Raw genomic sequence first — 16,491 nt, forward strand, 5'->3', positions numbered from 1 at the left:
ACGATATCCACCCAGGTGAGAAACCCATGGCAGATAATCACTACGACGCCATTGTTGTTGGCTCGGGAATCAGTGGCGGTTGGGCAGCGAAGGAGCTGACCGAAAAGGGCCTGAAGGTCCTGATGCTGGAACGCGGACGCAACATCGAGCACGTGAAGGACTACGTCAATGCGATGAAGGAGGCATGGGATTTCCCGCATCGAAACCGGCCCACCCAGGCGATGAAAGCCGATTTCCCGGTGCTGATGCGCGACTACGGGCTGGCCGAAAACCTGGAAGGAATGTGGGCCAACGAGCAGGACTCGCCCTACGTCGAGACCAAGCGCTTCGACTGGTTCCGTGGTTACCACGTCGGCGGCCGCTCATTGTTATGGGGCCGGCAGAGCTATCGCTTCTCCGACCTGGACTTCGAGGCGAACCTCAAGGACGGCATCGCGGCCGATTGGCCGATCCGCTACGCCGATATCGCGCCGTGGTACGACCATGTGGAGAAGTTCGCCGGTATTGCTGGTACGCGTGAAGGGCTGGACGTGTTGCCGGATGGCGAGTTCCTGCCGCCTATCCCATTGAACATCGTCGAGAAGGACGTGGCCGCACGGATCAAAAAGGCATTCGGCGGCACCCGGCACATGATCCACTCGCGCACTGCCAACATCACCAAGCCCATGCCCGAGCAGGGCCGCGTCAACTGCCAGTACCGCAACAAGTGCATCCTGGGTTGCCCCTTCGGCGCTTACTTTTCCACCCAGGCAGCGACACTGCCGGCGGCGATGAAGACCGGCAACCTGACCTTGCGGCCGTTCTCGATCGTCAAGGAAGTGCTCTACGACAAGGACCGCAAGCGTGCCCGCGGCGTGGAGGTCATCGACGCCGAGACCGGCCAGACCTACCAGTACACCGCCAAGGTCATCTTCCTCAACGCCTCGTCGTTCAACTCGACGTGGCTGTTGATGAACTCGGCCACCGATGTCTGGGACGGCGGGCTGGGCTCCTCGTCGGGCGAGTTGGGGCACAACGTGATGGACCATCATTTCGGTGCGGGTGCCTCCGGCCGCGTCGAGGGATACGAAGACAAGTACTACTTCGGCCGTCGTCCGTGCGGTTTCTACATTCCGCGTTTCCGCAACGTCGCGGCCGACAAACGCGGCTACCTGCGCGGCTTCGGCTACCAGGGCGGTGCCAGCCGCACGGGGTGGTCGCGCGAGATCGCCGAGCTCAACATCGGTGCCGACCTTAAGGAAGCGCTGACCGTGCCGGGCGACTGGCGCATCGGCATGACCGGCTTCGGCGAAATGCTGCCGCACCACGACAATACGATCCGCTTGGACCGGGAGCGCAAGGACAAGTGGGGGCTGCCGGTACTGGCGATGGACGTTGCCATGCGCGCCAACGAACTGGCGATGCGCAAGGACATGGCCGCCGATGCCGCAGAGATGCTGGAAGCGGCCGGCGTCAAGGACGTGAAGATGCATGACAACGACTACGCCCCGGGCAAGGGCATCCACGAGATGGGGACCGCGCGGATGGGACGTGATCGGAAGAGCTCGGTGCTGAACCAGCACAACCAGGTCTGGGATGCGCCCAACGTGTATGTCACCGACGGTGCCTGCATGACCTCCAGCGCCTGCGTGAATCCTTCGCTGACCTACATGGCGCTGACGGCCCGGGCCGCCGACCATGCGGTGCGCGAACTGAAAGCGGGGAACCTCTGATGGATCGCCGTGAACTGTTGAAAATGATCGTCGCCGCCACCGGTGCGGCCATGGTCGGCCTGCCTGCGCTCGTGCAGGGGCAGGCCCCGGCCGCCACTGCGAAGATCCATTTCTCCGACGCCGATGTCGGCACGCTGGACGAGATAGCCGAGACCATCCTGCCGCGGACCCGGACGCCAGGCGCGAAGGATGCCGGCGCCGGCCTGTTCATGGCGACGTTCGTCAGCGACTGCTACACCGCCCGGCAGCAGGCGACGTTCCGCGCCGGCCTGGCCGACATCGACAAACGCGCCGGCGGCCGCTTCGTGTCGCTCACGCCAGAAGCCCGCACCGGGCTGCTGCGAACGCTGGACGCCGAAGCCAAGGCACGTCATGCCGATGTGACCGAAACCGGTACGCCTGAAGAAGGCGAGGCGATGCCACACTACTTCACGATGCTAAAGCAGCTGGCCATCTTCGGCTTCTTCACCTCCAAAGTCGGCGCGACCGGGGTGCTGCAGTACGTTGCGGTGCCGGGGCGCTACGACGGCGACCTGGCCTATGTTCCCGGCACGCCCGCGTGGGGGACCAGCTGATGGAGCGCAACAGGATGATCAAGCCTCTGCTGATCGCGGCTGCCGTGCTGGTTGCCGCACCTGCGTTCGCGCAGAACGGTGCCGACGCTGCACGCGATCCGAAGAAGACCGAGGTGTGGACGCCAGTGCCTGCGACCGTGGCTACGCCGCCAGGCAAGGCACCGTCCGATGCAATCGTGCTGTTCGATGGCAAGGATGTCTCCGCGTGGGAGGCGGAGCAGGGCGGTCGCGTGCCCTGGAAGGTTGCCGATGGCGCCATGACCGTCGTGCCCGGCAGCAAGGGTATTCGCACCAGGCAACGCTTCTGCGATGTCCAACTGCATGTCGAGTGGCGCACACCCGCCGACACGAAGGGCTTCGACGGACAGAACCGGGGCAACAGCGGCATCTTCCTGCAGGAGCTGTATGAGCTGCAGGTGCTCGACAGCTACAACAACCCGACCTATGCCAACGGCCAGGCAGGCTCGGTCTACAAACAGGCGATGCCGTTGGTGAACGTCTCGCGCGCACCGGGTGAGTGGCAGGCCTACGACATCCTCTGGAAAGCACCGCGCTTCTCGGCGGGCGGCGGCCTTGCGTCGCCCGCGCGCATCACGGTGCTGCACAACGGCGTGCTGGTGCAGGACGACACCGTGCTGGCAGGCAAGACCGAATACATCGGTGCGCCTTCCTACGCGCCACATGGGTGTGCGCCGCTCTACCTGCAGGAGCACGACTCCAGGGTCAGCTACCGCAACATCTGGGTGCGCGAGCTGTAGTGGCACGCGGCCGGCGTGGTTGCCGGCCGCTTACTTCGCCAGGTAGCTGGCGATGTCATCGATTTCCTGCTGCGACAGCTGGGAGAAGGGCGGCATCAGCCCGCCGCCCTTGCTGATCTTTTCCTTGATCTGCGCGGGTGCCATGCGCTTGCCGATATCGGTGAGCGCCGGGAATGCGCCCGGCATGCCCGCGCGATCCGCACCATGGCAGGCCACGCAGTTCGCGGTGTAGAGCTTTGCACCGGCGGCCGGGTCATCCTTGCACCATGCTGCTGTCGCAAGGCTCATGCCGCCCAGGGCCGCCGCCATTGCCAGGATCATTTTCATGTGGGGCTCCTTGATGCGTCAGCGCCGCGCATGGGCAGGCGCTTTGGTGGTCAGGTGTTCACGCAGATAGTCCGCACCGGTCTGGACGACCTTGGCCGGATCGCGTGGCTGGTCGTGCTCGATGATGTACCAGTGCACGCCGGCGGCTGCCGCAGCAGGCAGGATCGCGTTCCAGTCCAGCACGCCCTGGCCCACCGCAGCGAATCCGCCTTCGTCTTCGGCCTGGTCCTTCGGCGCATTGTCCTTGGCATGCACGGCGAACATGTGGCCGCGGAATTTTCCCAGCATCACCGCCGGATCCAGGCCCGCACGCGCGACCCAGGCCAGGTCCAGCTCGGTCTGCAGGTCGGGGCCGGCCGCGGCGAACAGCAGTTCCAGGCCCGTCCTGCCGTTGAAGTCGACCAGCTCGAAGTCGTGGTTGTGGTAGGCCAGGCGCATGCCCTTGGCCCGCACCTGCCTGGCGATACTGCCCAGTTCCTGGCCCAGCGCGGTCCAGCCTGCGGCGTCGCTCGGGCGATCCTTCTTGTCCAGGTACGGTACCACCAGCGTCGTGTTGCCGATTGATCGGTTGAAGGCGACCACACCGTCCAGGTTGCTGCGCAACTCGGCCAATGGCACGTGCGATGAGATCGCCTTGATCGAATACCGGTCCAGCAGCTGCTTGAGTTCCGTCGCGCTGGTGTCCTGGGTGCCGACTGTTTCCACCGCGTGTACGCCAGCGTCGTGGACGATCTTCAACTGCTGGTCGAGCGAGCCGGCGTTGCGCAGGGTGTACATCTGCACCGCGATCGGTTTCTGCGTGCTGGCGGCTTCGCCTGCGAAGGCGGGCAGGGCAGTGAGCAGCAGGATGAGACTTGCAGTTCTACGGACAAGGGTTTTCATCTACAGATCCTCCCGGGTTTTCAACCGATGGCAGTCCAGGCGCGCGACCTGGCCGATGCAATGACACGATCGACGATCTGCGCCGAGCGCAGCCCATCTTCGAAGGTCGGCAGTCCCTGCGGGCGCTCGCCGTTGATGGCGAGATAGGTATCCGCAACAAATGCTTCGAAACACTGCGCGTAGCCCTGCGCGTGACCGGCCGGCAACACCGACAGCCGGCGTTGCTCGGCACTGCCGGCGCCGGGCCCACGCACGAAGATTTCCTCGCGCTGGTCGGGCAGGCCGATCCACAGCCGCTCGGCGTCTTCCTGGTTGAACGCCACGCTGGCGTTGGCGCCATCGATCTCGAACCAGAGGCGATTGCGGCGTCCGGCCGAGACCTGGCTGACCGTCAGCGCCGCCAGCGTCCCGGCGTCGGTTCTGAACAATGCCGCCGCCACGTCCTCGCTCGTCACCGCCTGCATCGGGCTGTCCCCCGTCGGCGTGCTGAAGCTCTGACCGGTGTCGGTGCCACGTTCGGCGATCACGGTATCGAACGCCGCGCTGACTTCGGTGAAGCGCTCGTCGCTGACCCATTCCACCAGGTCGCACCAGTGCGAGCCGATGTCGGCGAACACGCGCGATGCGCCACCCAGCGCCGGGTCCACGCGCCAGTTGTTGCTGGCAGGGTCCAGCAGCCAGTCCTGCAGGTAGCTGCCGTGGATCAGATGCAGCGGCCCCAGATCGCCTTGTGCGATGCGTGCGCGCGCCTCGCGCACCACCGGGTGGTAGCGGTAGACGAAGGGCACCGTAGCAACCAGTCCGGTCGACGCGGCCAAACCTGCCAGCGCCTGCGCATCTTCCAGCGTGGTGGCCAGCGGCTTCTCGCAGATCACGTGCTTGCCGGCTTCCAGCGCAGCCTGCGCCATCGAGCGGTGCAGATGGTTGGGCGTGCAGACGTGTACGACCTGCACCTGCGGATCGGCGACCACCTCCTCGATGTTCCGGTAGGCGCGCGGCACATTCCACGACTGCGCTGCCTCACGCGCGCGCTGCGGTGACGAGGCCGCGACGCCGCGTACCTCGGCACCAGCCAGCAATGCCGCACGGCGATGCACGGTACCGATCATGCCGGCGCCGATGATGGCGATTCCAAGCTTTGGCATCGGCTGCGGTCCTCAAGGCGTGGAAGGTGTGGCCGCGGCGGCAGGCCGCTCGCGGAACAGCAGCAGGAAGGTGACCAGCACGACCAGTGCAACGCCGGCCGGGAACAGCCAGATCTTCTGCCAGTCCGGCCCTGCGGCCGTCGTGTAGTGCTCGACCACCGCGCCGGACAGGAAGGTGCCGATCAACATGCCCACGCCGTAGGTGGCCAGGGTGATGAAGCCCTGCGCGCTGCTGCGTGCATCAGGGCCGGCATGCGCATCGGTGTAGATCTGACCGGTGACGAAGAAGAAGTCGTAGCAGATGCCGTGCAGCACGATGCCGATCACCAGCAGCGAGAAGCCGCCACCCGCATCGCCGAAGGCGAACATGACGTAGCGCACCACCCAGGCCGCCATGCCGACCGCCAGCATGGTCTTCACCCCCAGCCGCACGAACAGGAATGGCATGGCCAGCATCAGCAGCACCTCGGAGACCTGGCCCAGCGACTGCAGGCCCGCGGCGCCGCGCACGCCCAGGTCGTTGAGATACGGATTGGTGAAGTTGTAGTAGAACGACAGCGGGATGCAGATGGCGATGGAGGCCAGGAAGAACACCAGGTAGGCGCGCGACTTCAGCAGCCGCAGCGAGTCCAGCCCGAGGATCTGTCCCAGCCCAGCATCGCGCTGCTGTGCCAGTGGCGGCGTGTGCGGCAGGGTGAACGCATACAGGCCGAGCACCAGCGATGCCAGCGCGGCCATGCGGAAGGTCAGTTCAAGCCGATGCGCCTGCTCCCACCCCAGCCAGCCGATCAGCACGCCTGCGACGATCCAGCCGATGCTGCCGGCCACGCGTACCAGCGGGAACTGTTTCTCGGGCGACTGCATGTGCCGCATCGCTACGCTGTTGGCCAGTGCCAGCGTCGGCATGAACAGCAGCATGTAGCCCATCACGCAGGCCGAGAACACGCTGAAGCTGGTGGCGGTGGACGCCAGCCACATCAGTACCGCGCCGGCCAGGTGCAGCACCGCGAGGATGCGCTGCGCGGCGAAGTAGCGATCGGCGATCAGGCCGACCAGGAACGGCGCCACGATCGCGCCGATCGACTGGCTGAGGAAAGCGGTGGCGACCTGGCTGGCGCTGGCCTGCAGCGGGCCCTGTACCAGGTACGTCCCGAGGGTCACGAACCACACTCCCCAGATGAAGAACTGCAGAAACATCATCGCGCCCAAGCGCGACATGGCGTGCGACATGGCTTGCCCTCCCGGGGCGGTAATGGCTCAGATTCCCAGCATGCGGTGCAGTGATGCGGCGTCCGTGCCGCTGTCGGCGAAGTCATCGAAGGCGCGCTCGGTCACCCGGATGATGTGGTCGCGGATGAAGGCGGCACCTTCGCGTGCGCCGTCCTCCGGGTGCTTCAGGCAGCACTCCCATTCCAGTACCGCCCATCCGGGGAAGTCGTACTGGGCGAACTTGGAGAAGATCGCCTTGAAGTCGATCTGGCCGTCACCGGGCGAACGGAACCGGCCCGGGCGATCGATCCAGTCCTGGTAGCCGCCATACACGCCGCTGCTCGCGCTGGCGCGATACTCCGCGTCCTTGACGTGGAAGATGCCGATGCGCGCGTGGTAGCGGTCGATGAAACCCAGGTAGTCCATCTGCTGCAGCAGCAGGTGGCTGGGGTCGTACAGGATCTTGGCGCGGGGGTGATGGTCCACCACGTCGAGGAAGCGCTCGAAGGTCGCGCCGTCGTGCAGGTCCTCGCCGGGGTGGATTTCAAAGCACAGGTCCACGCCGCAGGCATCGAAGGCATCGAGGATCGGACGCCAGCGACGGCCGAGTTCGGCGAAGGCTGCCTCCACCAGCCCCGGTGGGCGCTGCGGCCAGGGATAGAAATAGGGCCAGGCCAATGCGCCGGAGAACGTGGCATGCGCGGTCAGCCCCAGGCGCTGGCTGGCTTTGGCGGCCAGCAGAAGCTGCTCGACTGCCCAGGCCTGGCGGGCGGCCGGGTCGCCTCGCTTGTCCGCTGGCGCGAATCCGTCGAACAGGCTGTCGTAGGCCGGATGGACCGCCACCAGCTGCCCCTGCAGATGGGTGGACAGCTCGGTGATCTGCAGGCCATGACCGGCCAGCATGCCGGCGACGTCGTCGCAGTACGCCTGGCTGCGCGCCGCCTCGGCCAGGTCGAACAGGTGGGGCGCGCTGGTGGGGACTTGTACGCCAGAATAGCCCAGGCCCGCGGCCCACCCGGCCAGCGTGTCCAGCCGATCAAAAGGAGCTGTGTCGCCGATGAACTGCGCCAGGAATAGCGCTGGACCCTTGAGCGTCTTCAAGATGATTCGCCCTGATGCAATCGATTGCATTACCCTAGCATGGGCCTCCTGCAGACCCGTTGTGCACTGCACAGCGGCTGGAACAACGTAACGCCATGGCAACCATCTACGACATCGCAAAGCACGTTGGCGTTTCCGCTGGCACGGTGTCGCGTGCGCTTTCGCGGCCGGACAAGGTGCTGCCGGCCACCCGCACGCGCATCGAACAGGCGGCCGCTGCCCTGGGCTATGTGCCCAACACGGTCGCCCGGACGCTGAAGACCCAGCGCAGCGGCAAGATCCTGGTCACCGTCCCGGACATCGCCAATCCATTCTTCGCGCAGATCCTGCAGGGCGCGGAGGACGCGGCGCAGGCGGTCGGTTACGCCGTGCTGCTGGGCGATACCCAGAATCTGCCCGAGCGCGAGGAGCGCTACGCGCAGATGCTCCGGCGCAACGAGGCCGACGGCCTGATCGTGCTGGGGCACCGCCTGCCGCCGACGGCCCACGAGATCGTCCAGCAGCGGGGCACCGCTGCACCGGTGGTCAATGGCTGCGAATTCGATCCCGCGCTGGGCATCCCCAGCGTGCACATCGACAACGCGGCCGCCGCGCGCGCGGTGATGGACCATCTGTATGGACTGGGGCACGAGCGCATCGCCGTGGTCGGCGGACCGTCCGACAATCCGCTGCACCAGCAACGGATGGAAGGGGTCCGGGCCGCCGCCAAGGCGCGTGGCCGCCTGCGCCAGCTGGGCATCGTGCCGGGCGATTTTTCCCTGCAGTCCGGCCATGCGGCTGCGCAGGGGCTGTTGGCCTCGGCCGCCGCGCCGACGGCGATTTTCTGCTTCAGCGACCAGATGGCGCTGGGCGCCCTGGCGGCCTGCCGGGATCTGGGCATCCGCGTGCCGGATGACCTGTCCATCGTCGGCTTTGACGATCTGGCATCGTCGCGTTACCTCACGCCGCCGCTGACCACCATCCGGCAGCCCATGCGCGAGATCGGTGAGCGCGCGGTCAGCCTGCTGCTCGCCATCATCGAGCAGGTCGATGTGCCGCTGCAGCAGACGCTGGATTTCAGCCTGATGCTGCGCGGCTCGACGGCTGCACCCAGGAACGGCTGAGGGCGGTGCGCGGCAATGGACGTGCGGCCGCCGGCCCGCGCCGTTGCAGCCAGCAACCCTTGATCCGGAATTGACGCGAAGCTGTCAGACTCGGCACAGGCAGCCCGCCAGGCTGCCAGGGGGGAACGTGCGATCGCTCAAGGGGGTCGGCCATGCCGTTCTTGATTGACGCGACGGAAGTCGCAGTCGAGGGCATCGGCGCGGCGCGGCGCATCGGCTGGATGCGCTTCGTCGGCAATGGGCTGGGGGCGATCCCCATCGCTTCGATCATTCTCGAACGCCAGGATGGCGCCTGGGCGTGGGTACTGTTGCTGCTCAACGCGTTGGCGTGGCCGGCGCTTGCACTGCTGCTGACCCACCGATCCCGCCAGCCCGCAGTGGTCCAGTTCCGCTGTATGGTGGCCGACTCCTTCTTCGGCGGCGGCTGGATCGCCTTCATGGCGCTGAGCGCGGTCCCCAGTGCGTTGTTCGCCGCGCTGCTGGTCGCCGACAAGATCGCTGCCGGTGGCGTGCGGTTGGCGATGCGGGCGACGCTGGCACTGGTGCTGGGCTTTCTGCTCAGCTGGTGGGCGCTTGGATTTCCCTACCAGCCCATCTCCTCGCAGCGCACGATCGTGCTGAGCGTGCCGTTCCTGTTCGTATATGGCATCGGGCTGAGCATCCTGAGCTGGCAACTGGCACGCCGGGTCAAATCACAGAACCGCCAGCTGCAGCGGCTGAGCCGGATGGATCCACTGGTGGAGCTGGCCAACCGTGGCTTTCTGATCCTTCGCGCGCAGCAGGTGCTGGACAAGGCGCAGGGACAGGGTGGATTCGCCTGCCTGCTGATGCTCGACGTTGACGACTTCAAGCGCATCAACGATTCACATGGGCACCGGGCCGGGGATGAGGTGTTGCGGCAGATCGCCGCCACCTTGCGCGAATTCGCGCGCCCGGGCGACATACCGGCACGGTTGGGTGGCGACGAATTCGTGGTGCTGCTGCGTGATTGCACAACGCGTGATGCGATGCATGTGGCCGAGCGGATCCGGCTGCATCTGCTCGAAGCGGCAAGGCAGGTGGCACCGGGCGTGGAGTTCAGTGTCAGCATCGGTATCGCGGCGACGCCGGGCCAGGGCACCGTGGAAGACTGGTTGGCCACGGCCGACAAGGCTCTCTATCACGCCAAGCGCCAAGGCAAGAATACGGCCAGCTGGGCGGACTGATATACGGCACCGCGCGCCGTGCGCATGCGGGTATCAGAGCGCTCGTTCCCAGACCTGGCCGAGCAGATCGTGGCCAAAGCTGTGGTGGGGTTCTTCCTGCACCAGCTGGAAGCCTGCGCGTTCGTACAGGCGCCGGGCATCGGCCAGCACGCTGTTGGTCCAGAGCGTCATCCGCGTATAGCCGGCGGACGCCGCAAACGCGATGCACTCTTCCACCAACCGGGCGCCGATGCCCATGCCGCGCGCGGTGGCATCCACATAGAGCAGGCGCAGCTTGGCGGTGCTGTCGTCCTGCCTGACCACGAACACCGAGCCCACCATGTCGCCGTCCTTCTCGGCGATCCAGCAGCGTTCACGCGCCGGGTCCAGTTCGCGCAGGTACCTGGCAACGATCTCCGACACCAGCGCTTCGTACTCCGCATTCCAGCCGAATTCGCGGGCGTACAGCGCGGACTGCCGCGAGACCACCAGCCCCATGTCGCCCGGCCGCGGGTCACGCAGCAGGTACGAGGGAGACCTGTCGCCCAGCACGCTTTCGATCTGGCCCATGGCCGAAAGCAGCATCAGCTGTGCCGTCTCGGGCAGCGTCGCCAATAGCTCGGCCATTTCCCGCCGCGAGGTTTCTTCCAGCGGCGCGAACACGCTGTGCCCAACCGGAGTCAGGGTCAGAACGACCACGCGCGCATCCCCGGCCGAGCGGTCCTTGATGAGATAGCCCTGCCGCTCGAACCTGGCGATGACCCGGCTCACATAGCCGGCATCCAGGCCCAGCTCGCGGCACAGGTCCGAGGGCGACAACGGTGCGTGGTGGGCCAGTTCGTACAGGATGCGGACTTCGGTGAGGGACAGGCCACTGCGCAGGAGCGATTCCTGCAGTACGCCGATCTGCCGGGTATAGAAACGGTTGAAGCGCCGCACTGCATCGGCGCGTTCGGAAAGCGTACCCGTTGTCATGGCCGTTCCACTTGTTTGACTTTGTCAAATAATTACTTGCCTAAGTCAAATAATCAAGGGGTAGGCAGCTCTGTGCTGCGGGCGTCGCCCGGCACCGGCGGCGGCTGTGCGCTGCTGCATGCACAGCGCAGTAGCGCGGCGGCCAGCGCGGGATGCTGGCCGCGCATGGCCAGCTGCAGGGCGGTGATCGGCATGCCTAGTTCCAGCGCGACGAAGGCCAGGCCCGGCCGATGCAGGGTCTGCATCGAGGCCGGCACGATGGCGATGCCCAGGCCCGCTGCGGCCAGGTTGATGGCCGAGGCCACCTGTGGCGCTTCCTGCTGGATGGTGGGGGTGAAGCCCTGGCTGCGGCAGGCAGCGACGACATCGGCGCTCAGGCCATAGCCGGATTTCCGCGAGAACAGGATGAAGCGCTCATCGCGCAGCTCGGTCAGTGCGATGCCCGCCCGGCAGGCCAGCGGGTGTTCGGCCGGTAGTACCGCCACCAGTGGTTCGGCGCTGAGCTGCTGGATCACCAGCTCGCCGGGATGCGAGTACGGTGGGCGCACGATTACCGCGTCCAGTTCGCCGTCGTCCAGGCGCCGGATCAGGGATTCACTGCCGTCTTCGACCAGTTGCAGCTGCACCGCCGGATGCGCCTGCCGGAACCTGCGCAGCAGGGCGGTCACCGCGTCGTTGTATGAGGCCGATTCGGTCAGCCCCAGCGTGAGCGTGCCGACCTCGCCGCGTGCAGCGCTCAGCGCCTGTTCCTTGGCCTGGTCGACGCGCGCGAGGATGTCCACTGCAGCCGCCCAGAACACGCGGCCAGCGTCACTGAGCACGATGCCGCGTCCCTGGCGATGGAACAGCGGCGTGCCGATCTCTTCCTCCAGGGCGCGGATCTGCTGCCCGAGCGGTGGCTGGGCGATATGCAGGGCCTCAGCGGCCTTGGTGAAGCTCTGCAGTTGGGCGGTCATGACGAAGTAGCGCAGGTGGCGCAGTTCCATTGGAACCTCAGGCGTTCTGGTGCTGTACGAACACGGTATTGGACGGTCGCCGGTGGCGGCAACATCATCGGTATCCCACGACAGATGACCAACTACAAGGGAGACCACATGAAGAAGACACGTCGGCTGCGCGATCTGCTTCGGCAAGGCAGCGTGATCGCACCGGGCGTATTCGATGGCTTGTCGGCACGCCTGGTGGAGCTGGCCGGCTTCGATGCGGTGTACGCCAGCGGCGGGGCCATCGCACGTTCGGCCGGCGTGCCGGACATCGGCCTGCTCGGTCTCAGCGAAGTGCTTGCGCAGGTGGAACGGATCGTCGATGCCTGCGACCTGCCGGTGATCGCCGACGCTGACACCGGCTTCGGCGGCACCGCGAATGTTGAACGTACGGTGCGCGCGTTGGAAAGGGCAGGGGTTGCCGCCCTGCATATCGAGGACCAGGCCTTCCCCAAGCGCTGTGGCCACCTGGATGACAAGACGCTGGTGGACGTGGGCGAGATGTGCACGAAGATCCGCGTCGCCTGCCAGTCGCGGATCGACCCGGAGCTGATGATCATCGCGCGTACCGACGCCATCGCCTGCGAAGGCCTGGACGCGGCGATCGAACGCGCGCGTGCGTATGTGGAGGCGGGCGCGGACATGATCTTCGTTGAAGCACCGGAAACGCTGGAACAGATCGAGGTGATTTCGCAGCGTGTTCCCGGGCCGAAGTTGATCAACATGTTCCACAGCGGCAAGACGCCGCTGGTGCCGGTGGCGCGGCTTGCCGAACTCGATTACCGGTTGGTGATCATTCCCTCGGACCTGCAACGCGCGGCGATCCGGGCCATGCAACGCACCCTGCAGGAGATTGCTGTGACCGGTGACAGCGGACGTGTCGCCAATGCGCTGGCCAGCTTCAGCGAGCGCGAGGAGATCGTGCGTACCGGTCGTTATCTGGCGCTGGATCGCGCCTGAGTCGAGGAAGCCTGCCGGGGGCAGGGAGGCGGCCTGTGCAATCGTGGCGTAACGGCCATTCATCCTGCACGCGGCATCGCCACGGCAATCCTCTACCATGGGCCACCCCGCCCGGACCTGCCCTGATGCATGACGCCCTTGTTGCCCAGCCCAAGCCCCCCGTCCCGAGGATCGCGGCCTGGCTGATGATGCTGCTGGGCATGTGGCTGGCGTTGAAGCTGGGCCTGGTGGTGACCCTGCTGTCGGGCCTGCTGGTGTTCCAGCTGACCCACCTGCTGGCTTCCACCGTGGAGGGCAAGCTGCCGCCAGGCCGGGCGCGGGCCATCGCGGTGATCGTGCTGTCAGCGGTGATCATCAGTGCGCTGGTGCTGGCCGGAATCGGCGTGGCGTCATTTTTCCGCAACGAGACCGGTGGGCCGGACGCGTTGCTGGCGCGGCTGATGGAGATCCTCAATTCGTCGCGGCACCAGGTGCCGGCGCTGCTGCAGCCGTACATCCCCGAGGACATGCCGGCACTGCGTACGGCGCTGAACGACTGGGCCGCCGAACATCAGCGCCAGCTGGGCGTGGCCGGTACCTCGGTGGTGCAGGTGGGTGTACGCGTACTGATCGGTATGGTGCTGGGCGCGATGATCGCGCTGTACGACGAACTGCCGCTGCCGAAGATGGGCCCGCTGGCGCAGGAGCTGATCGGCCGCACCAGCCGCCTGGCCACCGCGTTCCGCCAGGTGGTGTTCGCGCAGGTGAAGATCTCGCTGCTCAACACCGTGTTCACCGCCATCTTCCTGCTGGGCGTACTGCCGTTGTTCGGCGTGCACCTGCCGTTGTCCAAGACCCTGGTGCTGATCACCTTCATCGCCGGCCTGCTGCCTGTGGTGGGCAACATCATCTCCAACACCATCATCACCATCGTCGCGCTGTCGGTTTCGTTCTATGTGGCGGTGGCGGCGCTGCTGTACCTGATCGTGATCCACAAGCTGGAGTACTTCCTCAACGCACGCATCGTCGGTGGTGAGATCCAGGCCCGTGCCTGGGAGCTGCTGCTGGCGATGCTGGTGATGGAAGCGGCGTTCGGCCTGCCGGGCCTGGTTGCCGCGCCGGTGTTCTACGCCTATGTGAAGCGCGAACTGGTCGACCAGCGCTGGATCTAGTACGGCAGGGTGTGACGCATTTGCCCCGGCCAGGCGCTTGGTGAGGCCTTGCCGGCGCATTCGCGGTGACTGCGGTATACCCGTGGTCACGGTTCGCGCGGCACTGGCTTGGCGCTACCGGGACCGGCGGCTACAGTGATCCGCACTTCAGGGGAAATTTGCATGGCCGGCAAGGCATCGCCCATCGGGTTGCGGACCTGGGTCTGGATCCTGGCGGGGTTGTTCGTGGTCTGTACGCTGCCGTTGATGGCCATCGCGCTGGTCCAGGGCACACTGCGCTACAGCGCCGCCGAAGACAATCTGGTCAGCCTGCGCCAGCTGCGGCAGACCTTCGACCTGGCCAACCTGGTCTCCGCCGAACGCGGCCCGGCCAACAGCCTGCTCGGCGCCGACCCGGCCGATGCCGCCGAACACGCGCGGCTGGCTGCGCAGCTGGCGATGGCGCGCAGGCGGGTGGATACCTCGATGCAGCAGCTGGACAGCGTGTTCAGGGCTGCTCCCAGCGTAGTGGATGAGCAAGGCCTGCTGGCCGATGCGCAGCGTCGGCTGAAATCGGCGCGTGCGGCGGTCGACCGCGTCACCGCGCAGCCGCAGGAGGCGCGCCGGGTGGAGGAAGTGGAGCGGGCGATCAACAGCATGTTCGCGGTCGTCGACCGGCTGCACCTGCTGACCTCGGCGCAGATCAATCTGCTGGTCAGTGTCGACCGTGAAGCAGCCATTCCGGCGATGCAGGGCCAGGTGCTGATCGATCTGCGCGAGCATGGCGGTCGCCTGGCGTCCAATGTAATGGCACCGGTGGCGGTGCGGGGTGCTTGGCGCGACGAACAGGTACGCGCTGCTCTGCAGACCGAGGGCCGCCTTCTGGAGCTGTGGCGGCTGGCTGGCAGCCACCAATCGGTGTTCCGCAGTGACCCGGCGCTGTCCTGGCATTGGGATATGGCTCGCCGGCAGTTCTTCGGCGAGTCGCTGCCGATGATCGAGCAGCTGATCGAGGACGGTCGCCGCGGCGTGCCGCCACCGTGGACCGCGGCCGAGTTCACCGCACGCTACGTGCCGACACTGCAGTCGCTGGAAGCGCTGCGTGATGGTTACCTGAGCGTGTCCATCGCCCGTTTCGAGCGCACCCGCAACCGCGAGGCGACGCGGCTGGCAGTGCTGCTGGCGACTGCGCTGGGCACGCTGGTGGTGCTTGGGGTGGCCCTGCGCATTGCCCATCTGCAGATCCTGCGGCCGTTGCTGCAGGCACAGCGGCAGGTGATCCAGATCGCCTCCGATGTACCCGGGCCGGAGCAGCACGTCACCCATCCGCTGGCCGAAATGCAGCGCCTGTTCGATGCCATCGAAGTGCTGCGCGAGAAGTCGCGGGAGCGCTCGGCGTTGACCAGCGAGCTGCGCCAGCTGGCCGGTACCGATGAGCTGACCGGCCTGCTGAACCGGCGCGCGCTGGAGGAAGTGGTGCAGCAGCGGCACGCCGAGGGTGAGGCCAGTGCGGTGGTGATCCTGCTGGACGTCGACCGCTTCAAGGCGATCAACGATGGCCATGGCCACGATGCCGGTGATCAGGTGCTGGAACAGGTGGCACAGCTGCTGCAGCGCCACCTGCGCCGCAGTGACAGCATTGCCCGCTACGGTGGCGAGGAATTCCTGGTGCTGTTGGCCGACGGTGATCTCGCGGGTGGCCTCCGCCTGGCGGAGTCGCTGCGCCTGGCGCTGCAGCAGCTGGACATCGTGATCTCGGGTGGCATCGAACTGCGGGTGACCGCCAGTTTCGGCGTGGCCCAGGGCGGCACCGATGCACTGGGCTGGCGCACGCTGCTGCGTGCCGCCGATGCCGCCATGTACCAGGCGAAGGCGCAGGGCCGTGATCGCGTCCGGGTGGCCGGTGGTGGGCGCGTTCCGCGCTGAAACGCCACGTTCATCGCTGGCGCACGCAGTGCCATCTAGACTGACCCTCTGATCGCTTGGAAGGAGCCATCATGACCGCTCGCCCTGTTGTCGCCGCAGTGCTGCTGGCCGGGTTGTTGGCCGGCTGTACCTCCACCGCTTCGCAGACCGCTGCGGATGCGCCGCGCCATCCTTCGATCGCCGCGGACCTGAGCCCGGTGCCGGCCTTCACCGGTGGCGGTGCGGGTTGGAGCATCGAGATTGCTTCTACCGGCAAGGGCAACCACGATGCCAGCCTCAGCGCTGACGGCCGCACCCACAAGGGCACGCTGCGCTATATGGGGCAGCCGGCGGATGCACCCAGCTCGCTGATCGTGCTCAACGGCGAACTTGGCAGGCAGCCGGCCGTCGTCGAGATCAAGCGCGAGTCGTGCCGCACTGCCGAAGGTGTCGACACCCTGGCCAGCGTACAGGTGACGATGGAAGGGCAGCCACAGCACCGCGGTTGCGGCCACCTGGCGGTGTATTGAGGTCGCGCGACG

The 16,491-nt window shown here is 66.4% G+C and carries 16 protein-coding genes; 9 read left to right on the forward strand and 7 right to left on the reverse strand.

The genetic code is table 11. From position 1 onward, the window contains the following. Positions 1 to 26 precede the first annotated feature (26 nt). The 3 genes from ACZK2G_RS05805 to ACZK2G_RS05815 are packed head-to-tail and all read left to right on the forward strand — an operon-like array spanning position 27 to position 3,045. On the forward strand, positions 27 to 1,712 hold the full coding sequence (locus ACZK2G_RS05805) for a GMC oxidoreductase (protein ID WP_046985709.1): 1,686 nt from the start codon (positions 27 to 29) through the stop codon (positions 1,710 to 1,712). Next, positions 1,712 to 2,287, forward strand: a complete 576-nt coding sequence (locus ACZK2G_RS05810) for a gluconate 2-dehydrogenase subunit 3 family protein (protein WP_046985710.1) — start codon at positions 1,712 to 1,714, stop codon at positions 2,285 to 2,287. Before ACZK2G_RS05805 ends, ACZK2G_RS05810 begins: the two co-directional genes overlap by 1 nt. 14 nt (positions 2,288 to 2,301) lie before the next feature. Further along, entirely contained in the window at positions 2,302 to 3,045 is a 744-nt protein-coding gene (locus ACZK2G_RS05815) for a 3-keto-disaccharide hydrolase (protein WP_478474907.1), read from the forward strand. Between the two features lie 30 nt (positions 3,046 to 3,075). On the opposite strand, the gene ACZK2G_RS05820 is transcribed toward ACZK2G_RS05815, so the two are convergent. The 5 genes from ACZK2G_RS05820 to ACZK2G_RS05840 are packed head-to-tail and all read right to left on the reverse strand — an operon-like array spanning position 3,076 to position 7,709. Next, positions 3,076 to 3,372 carry a c-type cytochrome gene (locus ACZK2G_RS05820; RefSeq protein WP_046985711.1) on the reverse strand — a complete coding sequence of 99 codons (297 nt, stop codon included), beginning with the start codon at positions 3,370 to 3,372 and terminating at the stop codon, positions 3,076 to 3,078. 18 nt (positions 3,373 to 3,390) lie between these two features. Beyond that, on the reverse strand, positions 3,391 to 4,254 hold the full coding sequence (locus tag ACZK2G_RS05825) for a sugar phosphate isomerase/epimerase family protein (protein ID WP_046985712.1): 864 nt from the start codon (positions 4,252 to 4,254) through the stop codon (positions 3,391 to 3,393). Positions 4,255 to 4,274: 20 nt separating this feature from the next. Continuing rightward, positions 4,275 to 5,399 carry a Gfo/Idh/MocA family protein gene (locus tag ACZK2G_RS05830; RefSeq protein WP_478474908.1) on the reverse strand — a complete coding sequence of 375 codons (1,125 nt, stop codon included), beginning with the start codon at positions 5,397 to 5,399 and terminating at the stop codon, positions 4,275 to 4,277. Positions 5,400 to 5,411: 12 nt separating this feature from the next. Next, positions 5,412 to 6,629 carry a nucleoside permease gene (locus ACZK2G_RS05835; RefSeq protein WP_478474909.1) on the reverse strand — a complete coding sequence of 406 codons (1,218 nt, stop codon included), beginning with the start codon at positions 6,627 to 6,629 and terminating at the stop codon, positions 5,412 to 5,414. Between the two features lie 27 nt (positions 6,630 to 6,656). Next, positions 6,657 to 7,709: a sugar phosphate isomerase/epimerase family protein gene (locus ACZK2G_RS05840; protein WP_046985715.1), complete on the reverse strand. Its 1,053-nt coding sequence runs from the start codon at positions 7,707 to 7,709 to the stop codon at positions 6,657 to 6,659. Positions 7,710 to 7,804: 95 nt separating this feature from the next. Between ACZK2G_RS05840 and ACZK2G_RS05845 the strand changes: the two genes are divergently transcribed. Continuing rightward, the gene (locus ACZK2G_RS05845; protein ID WP_046985716.1) at positions 7,805 to 8,812 is read left to right on the forward strand and encodes a LacI family DNA-binding transcriptional regulator; all 1,008 of its coding nucleotides are present in this window, start codon (positions 7,805 to 7,807) and stop codon (positions 8,810 to 8,812) included. Between the two features lie 152 nt (positions 8,813 to 8,964). Next, positions 8,965 to 10,017: a sensor domain-containing diguanylate cyclase gene (locus ACZK2G_RS05850; protein WP_004147793.1), complete on the forward strand. Its 1,053-nt coding sequence runs from the start codon at positions 8,965 to 8,967 to the stop codon at positions 10,015 to 10,017. 33 nt (positions 10,018 to 10,050) lie between these two features. On the opposite strand, the gene ACZK2G_RS05855 is transcribed toward ACZK2G_RS05850, so the two are convergent. Together ACZK2G_RS05855 and ACZK2G_RS05860 are read right to left on the reverse strand one after the other, a co-directional pair. Continuing rightward, positions 10,051 to 10,971, reverse strand: a complete 921-nt coding sequence (locus tag ACZK2G_RS05855; protein ID WP_046985717.1) for a bifunctional helix-turn-helix transcriptional regulator/GNAT family N-acetyltransferase — start codon at positions 10,969 to 10,971, stop codon at positions 10,051 to 10,053. 53 nt (positions 10,972 to 11,024) lie between these two features. After that, on the reverse strand, positions 11,025 to 11,957 hold the full coding sequence (locus tag ACZK2G_RS05860) for a LysR family transcriptional regulator (protein ID WP_046985718.1): 933 nt from the start codon (positions 11,955 to 11,957) through the stop codon (positions 11,025 to 11,027). A gap of 108 nt (positions 11,958 to 12,065) precedes the next feature. Here ACZK2G_RS05860 and ACZK2G_RS05865 point away from each other — a divergent pair, with 108 nt between their 5' ends. The 4 genes from ACZK2G_RS05865 (at position 12,066) to ACZK2G_RS05880 (ending at position 16,479) form a co-directional block, all read left to right on the forward strand. After that, the gene (locus ACZK2G_RS05865) at positions 12,066 to 12,914 is read left to right on the forward strand and encodes an isocitrate lyase/PEP mutase family protein (RefSeq protein ID WP_046985737.1); all 849 of its coding nucleotides are present in this window, start codon (positions 12,066 to 12,068) and stop codon (positions 12,912 to 12,914) included. A 125-nt stretch (positions 12,915 to 13,039) separates the two neighbouring features. Beyond that, positions 13,040 to 14,065 carry an AI-2E family transporter gene (locus ACZK2G_RS05870; RefSeq protein ID WP_046985719.1) on the forward strand — a complete coding sequence of 342 codons (1,026 nt, stop codon included), beginning with the start codon at positions 13,040 to 13,042 and terminating at the stop codon, positions 14,063 to 14,065. Positions 14,066 to 14,227: 162 nt separating this feature from the next. Further along, positions 14,228 to 15,970, forward strand: coding sequence for a GGDEF domain-containing protein (locus ACZK2G_RS05875; RefSeq protein ID WP_136638420.1), 1,743 nt, complete (start codon positions 14,228 to 14,230; stop codon positions 15,968 to 15,970). A 71-nt stretch (positions 15,971 to 16,041) separates the two neighbouring features. Next, on the forward strand, positions 16,042 to 16,479 hold the full coding sequence (locus ACZK2G_RS05880; protein WP_046985721.1) for a hypothetical protein: 438 nt from the start codon (positions 16,042 to 16,044) through the stop codon (positions 16,477 to 16,479). Positions 16,480 to 16,491: the final 12 nt, after the last annotated feature.

Source organism: Stenotrophomonas sp. 107298_Sma, assembly GCF_056480345.1.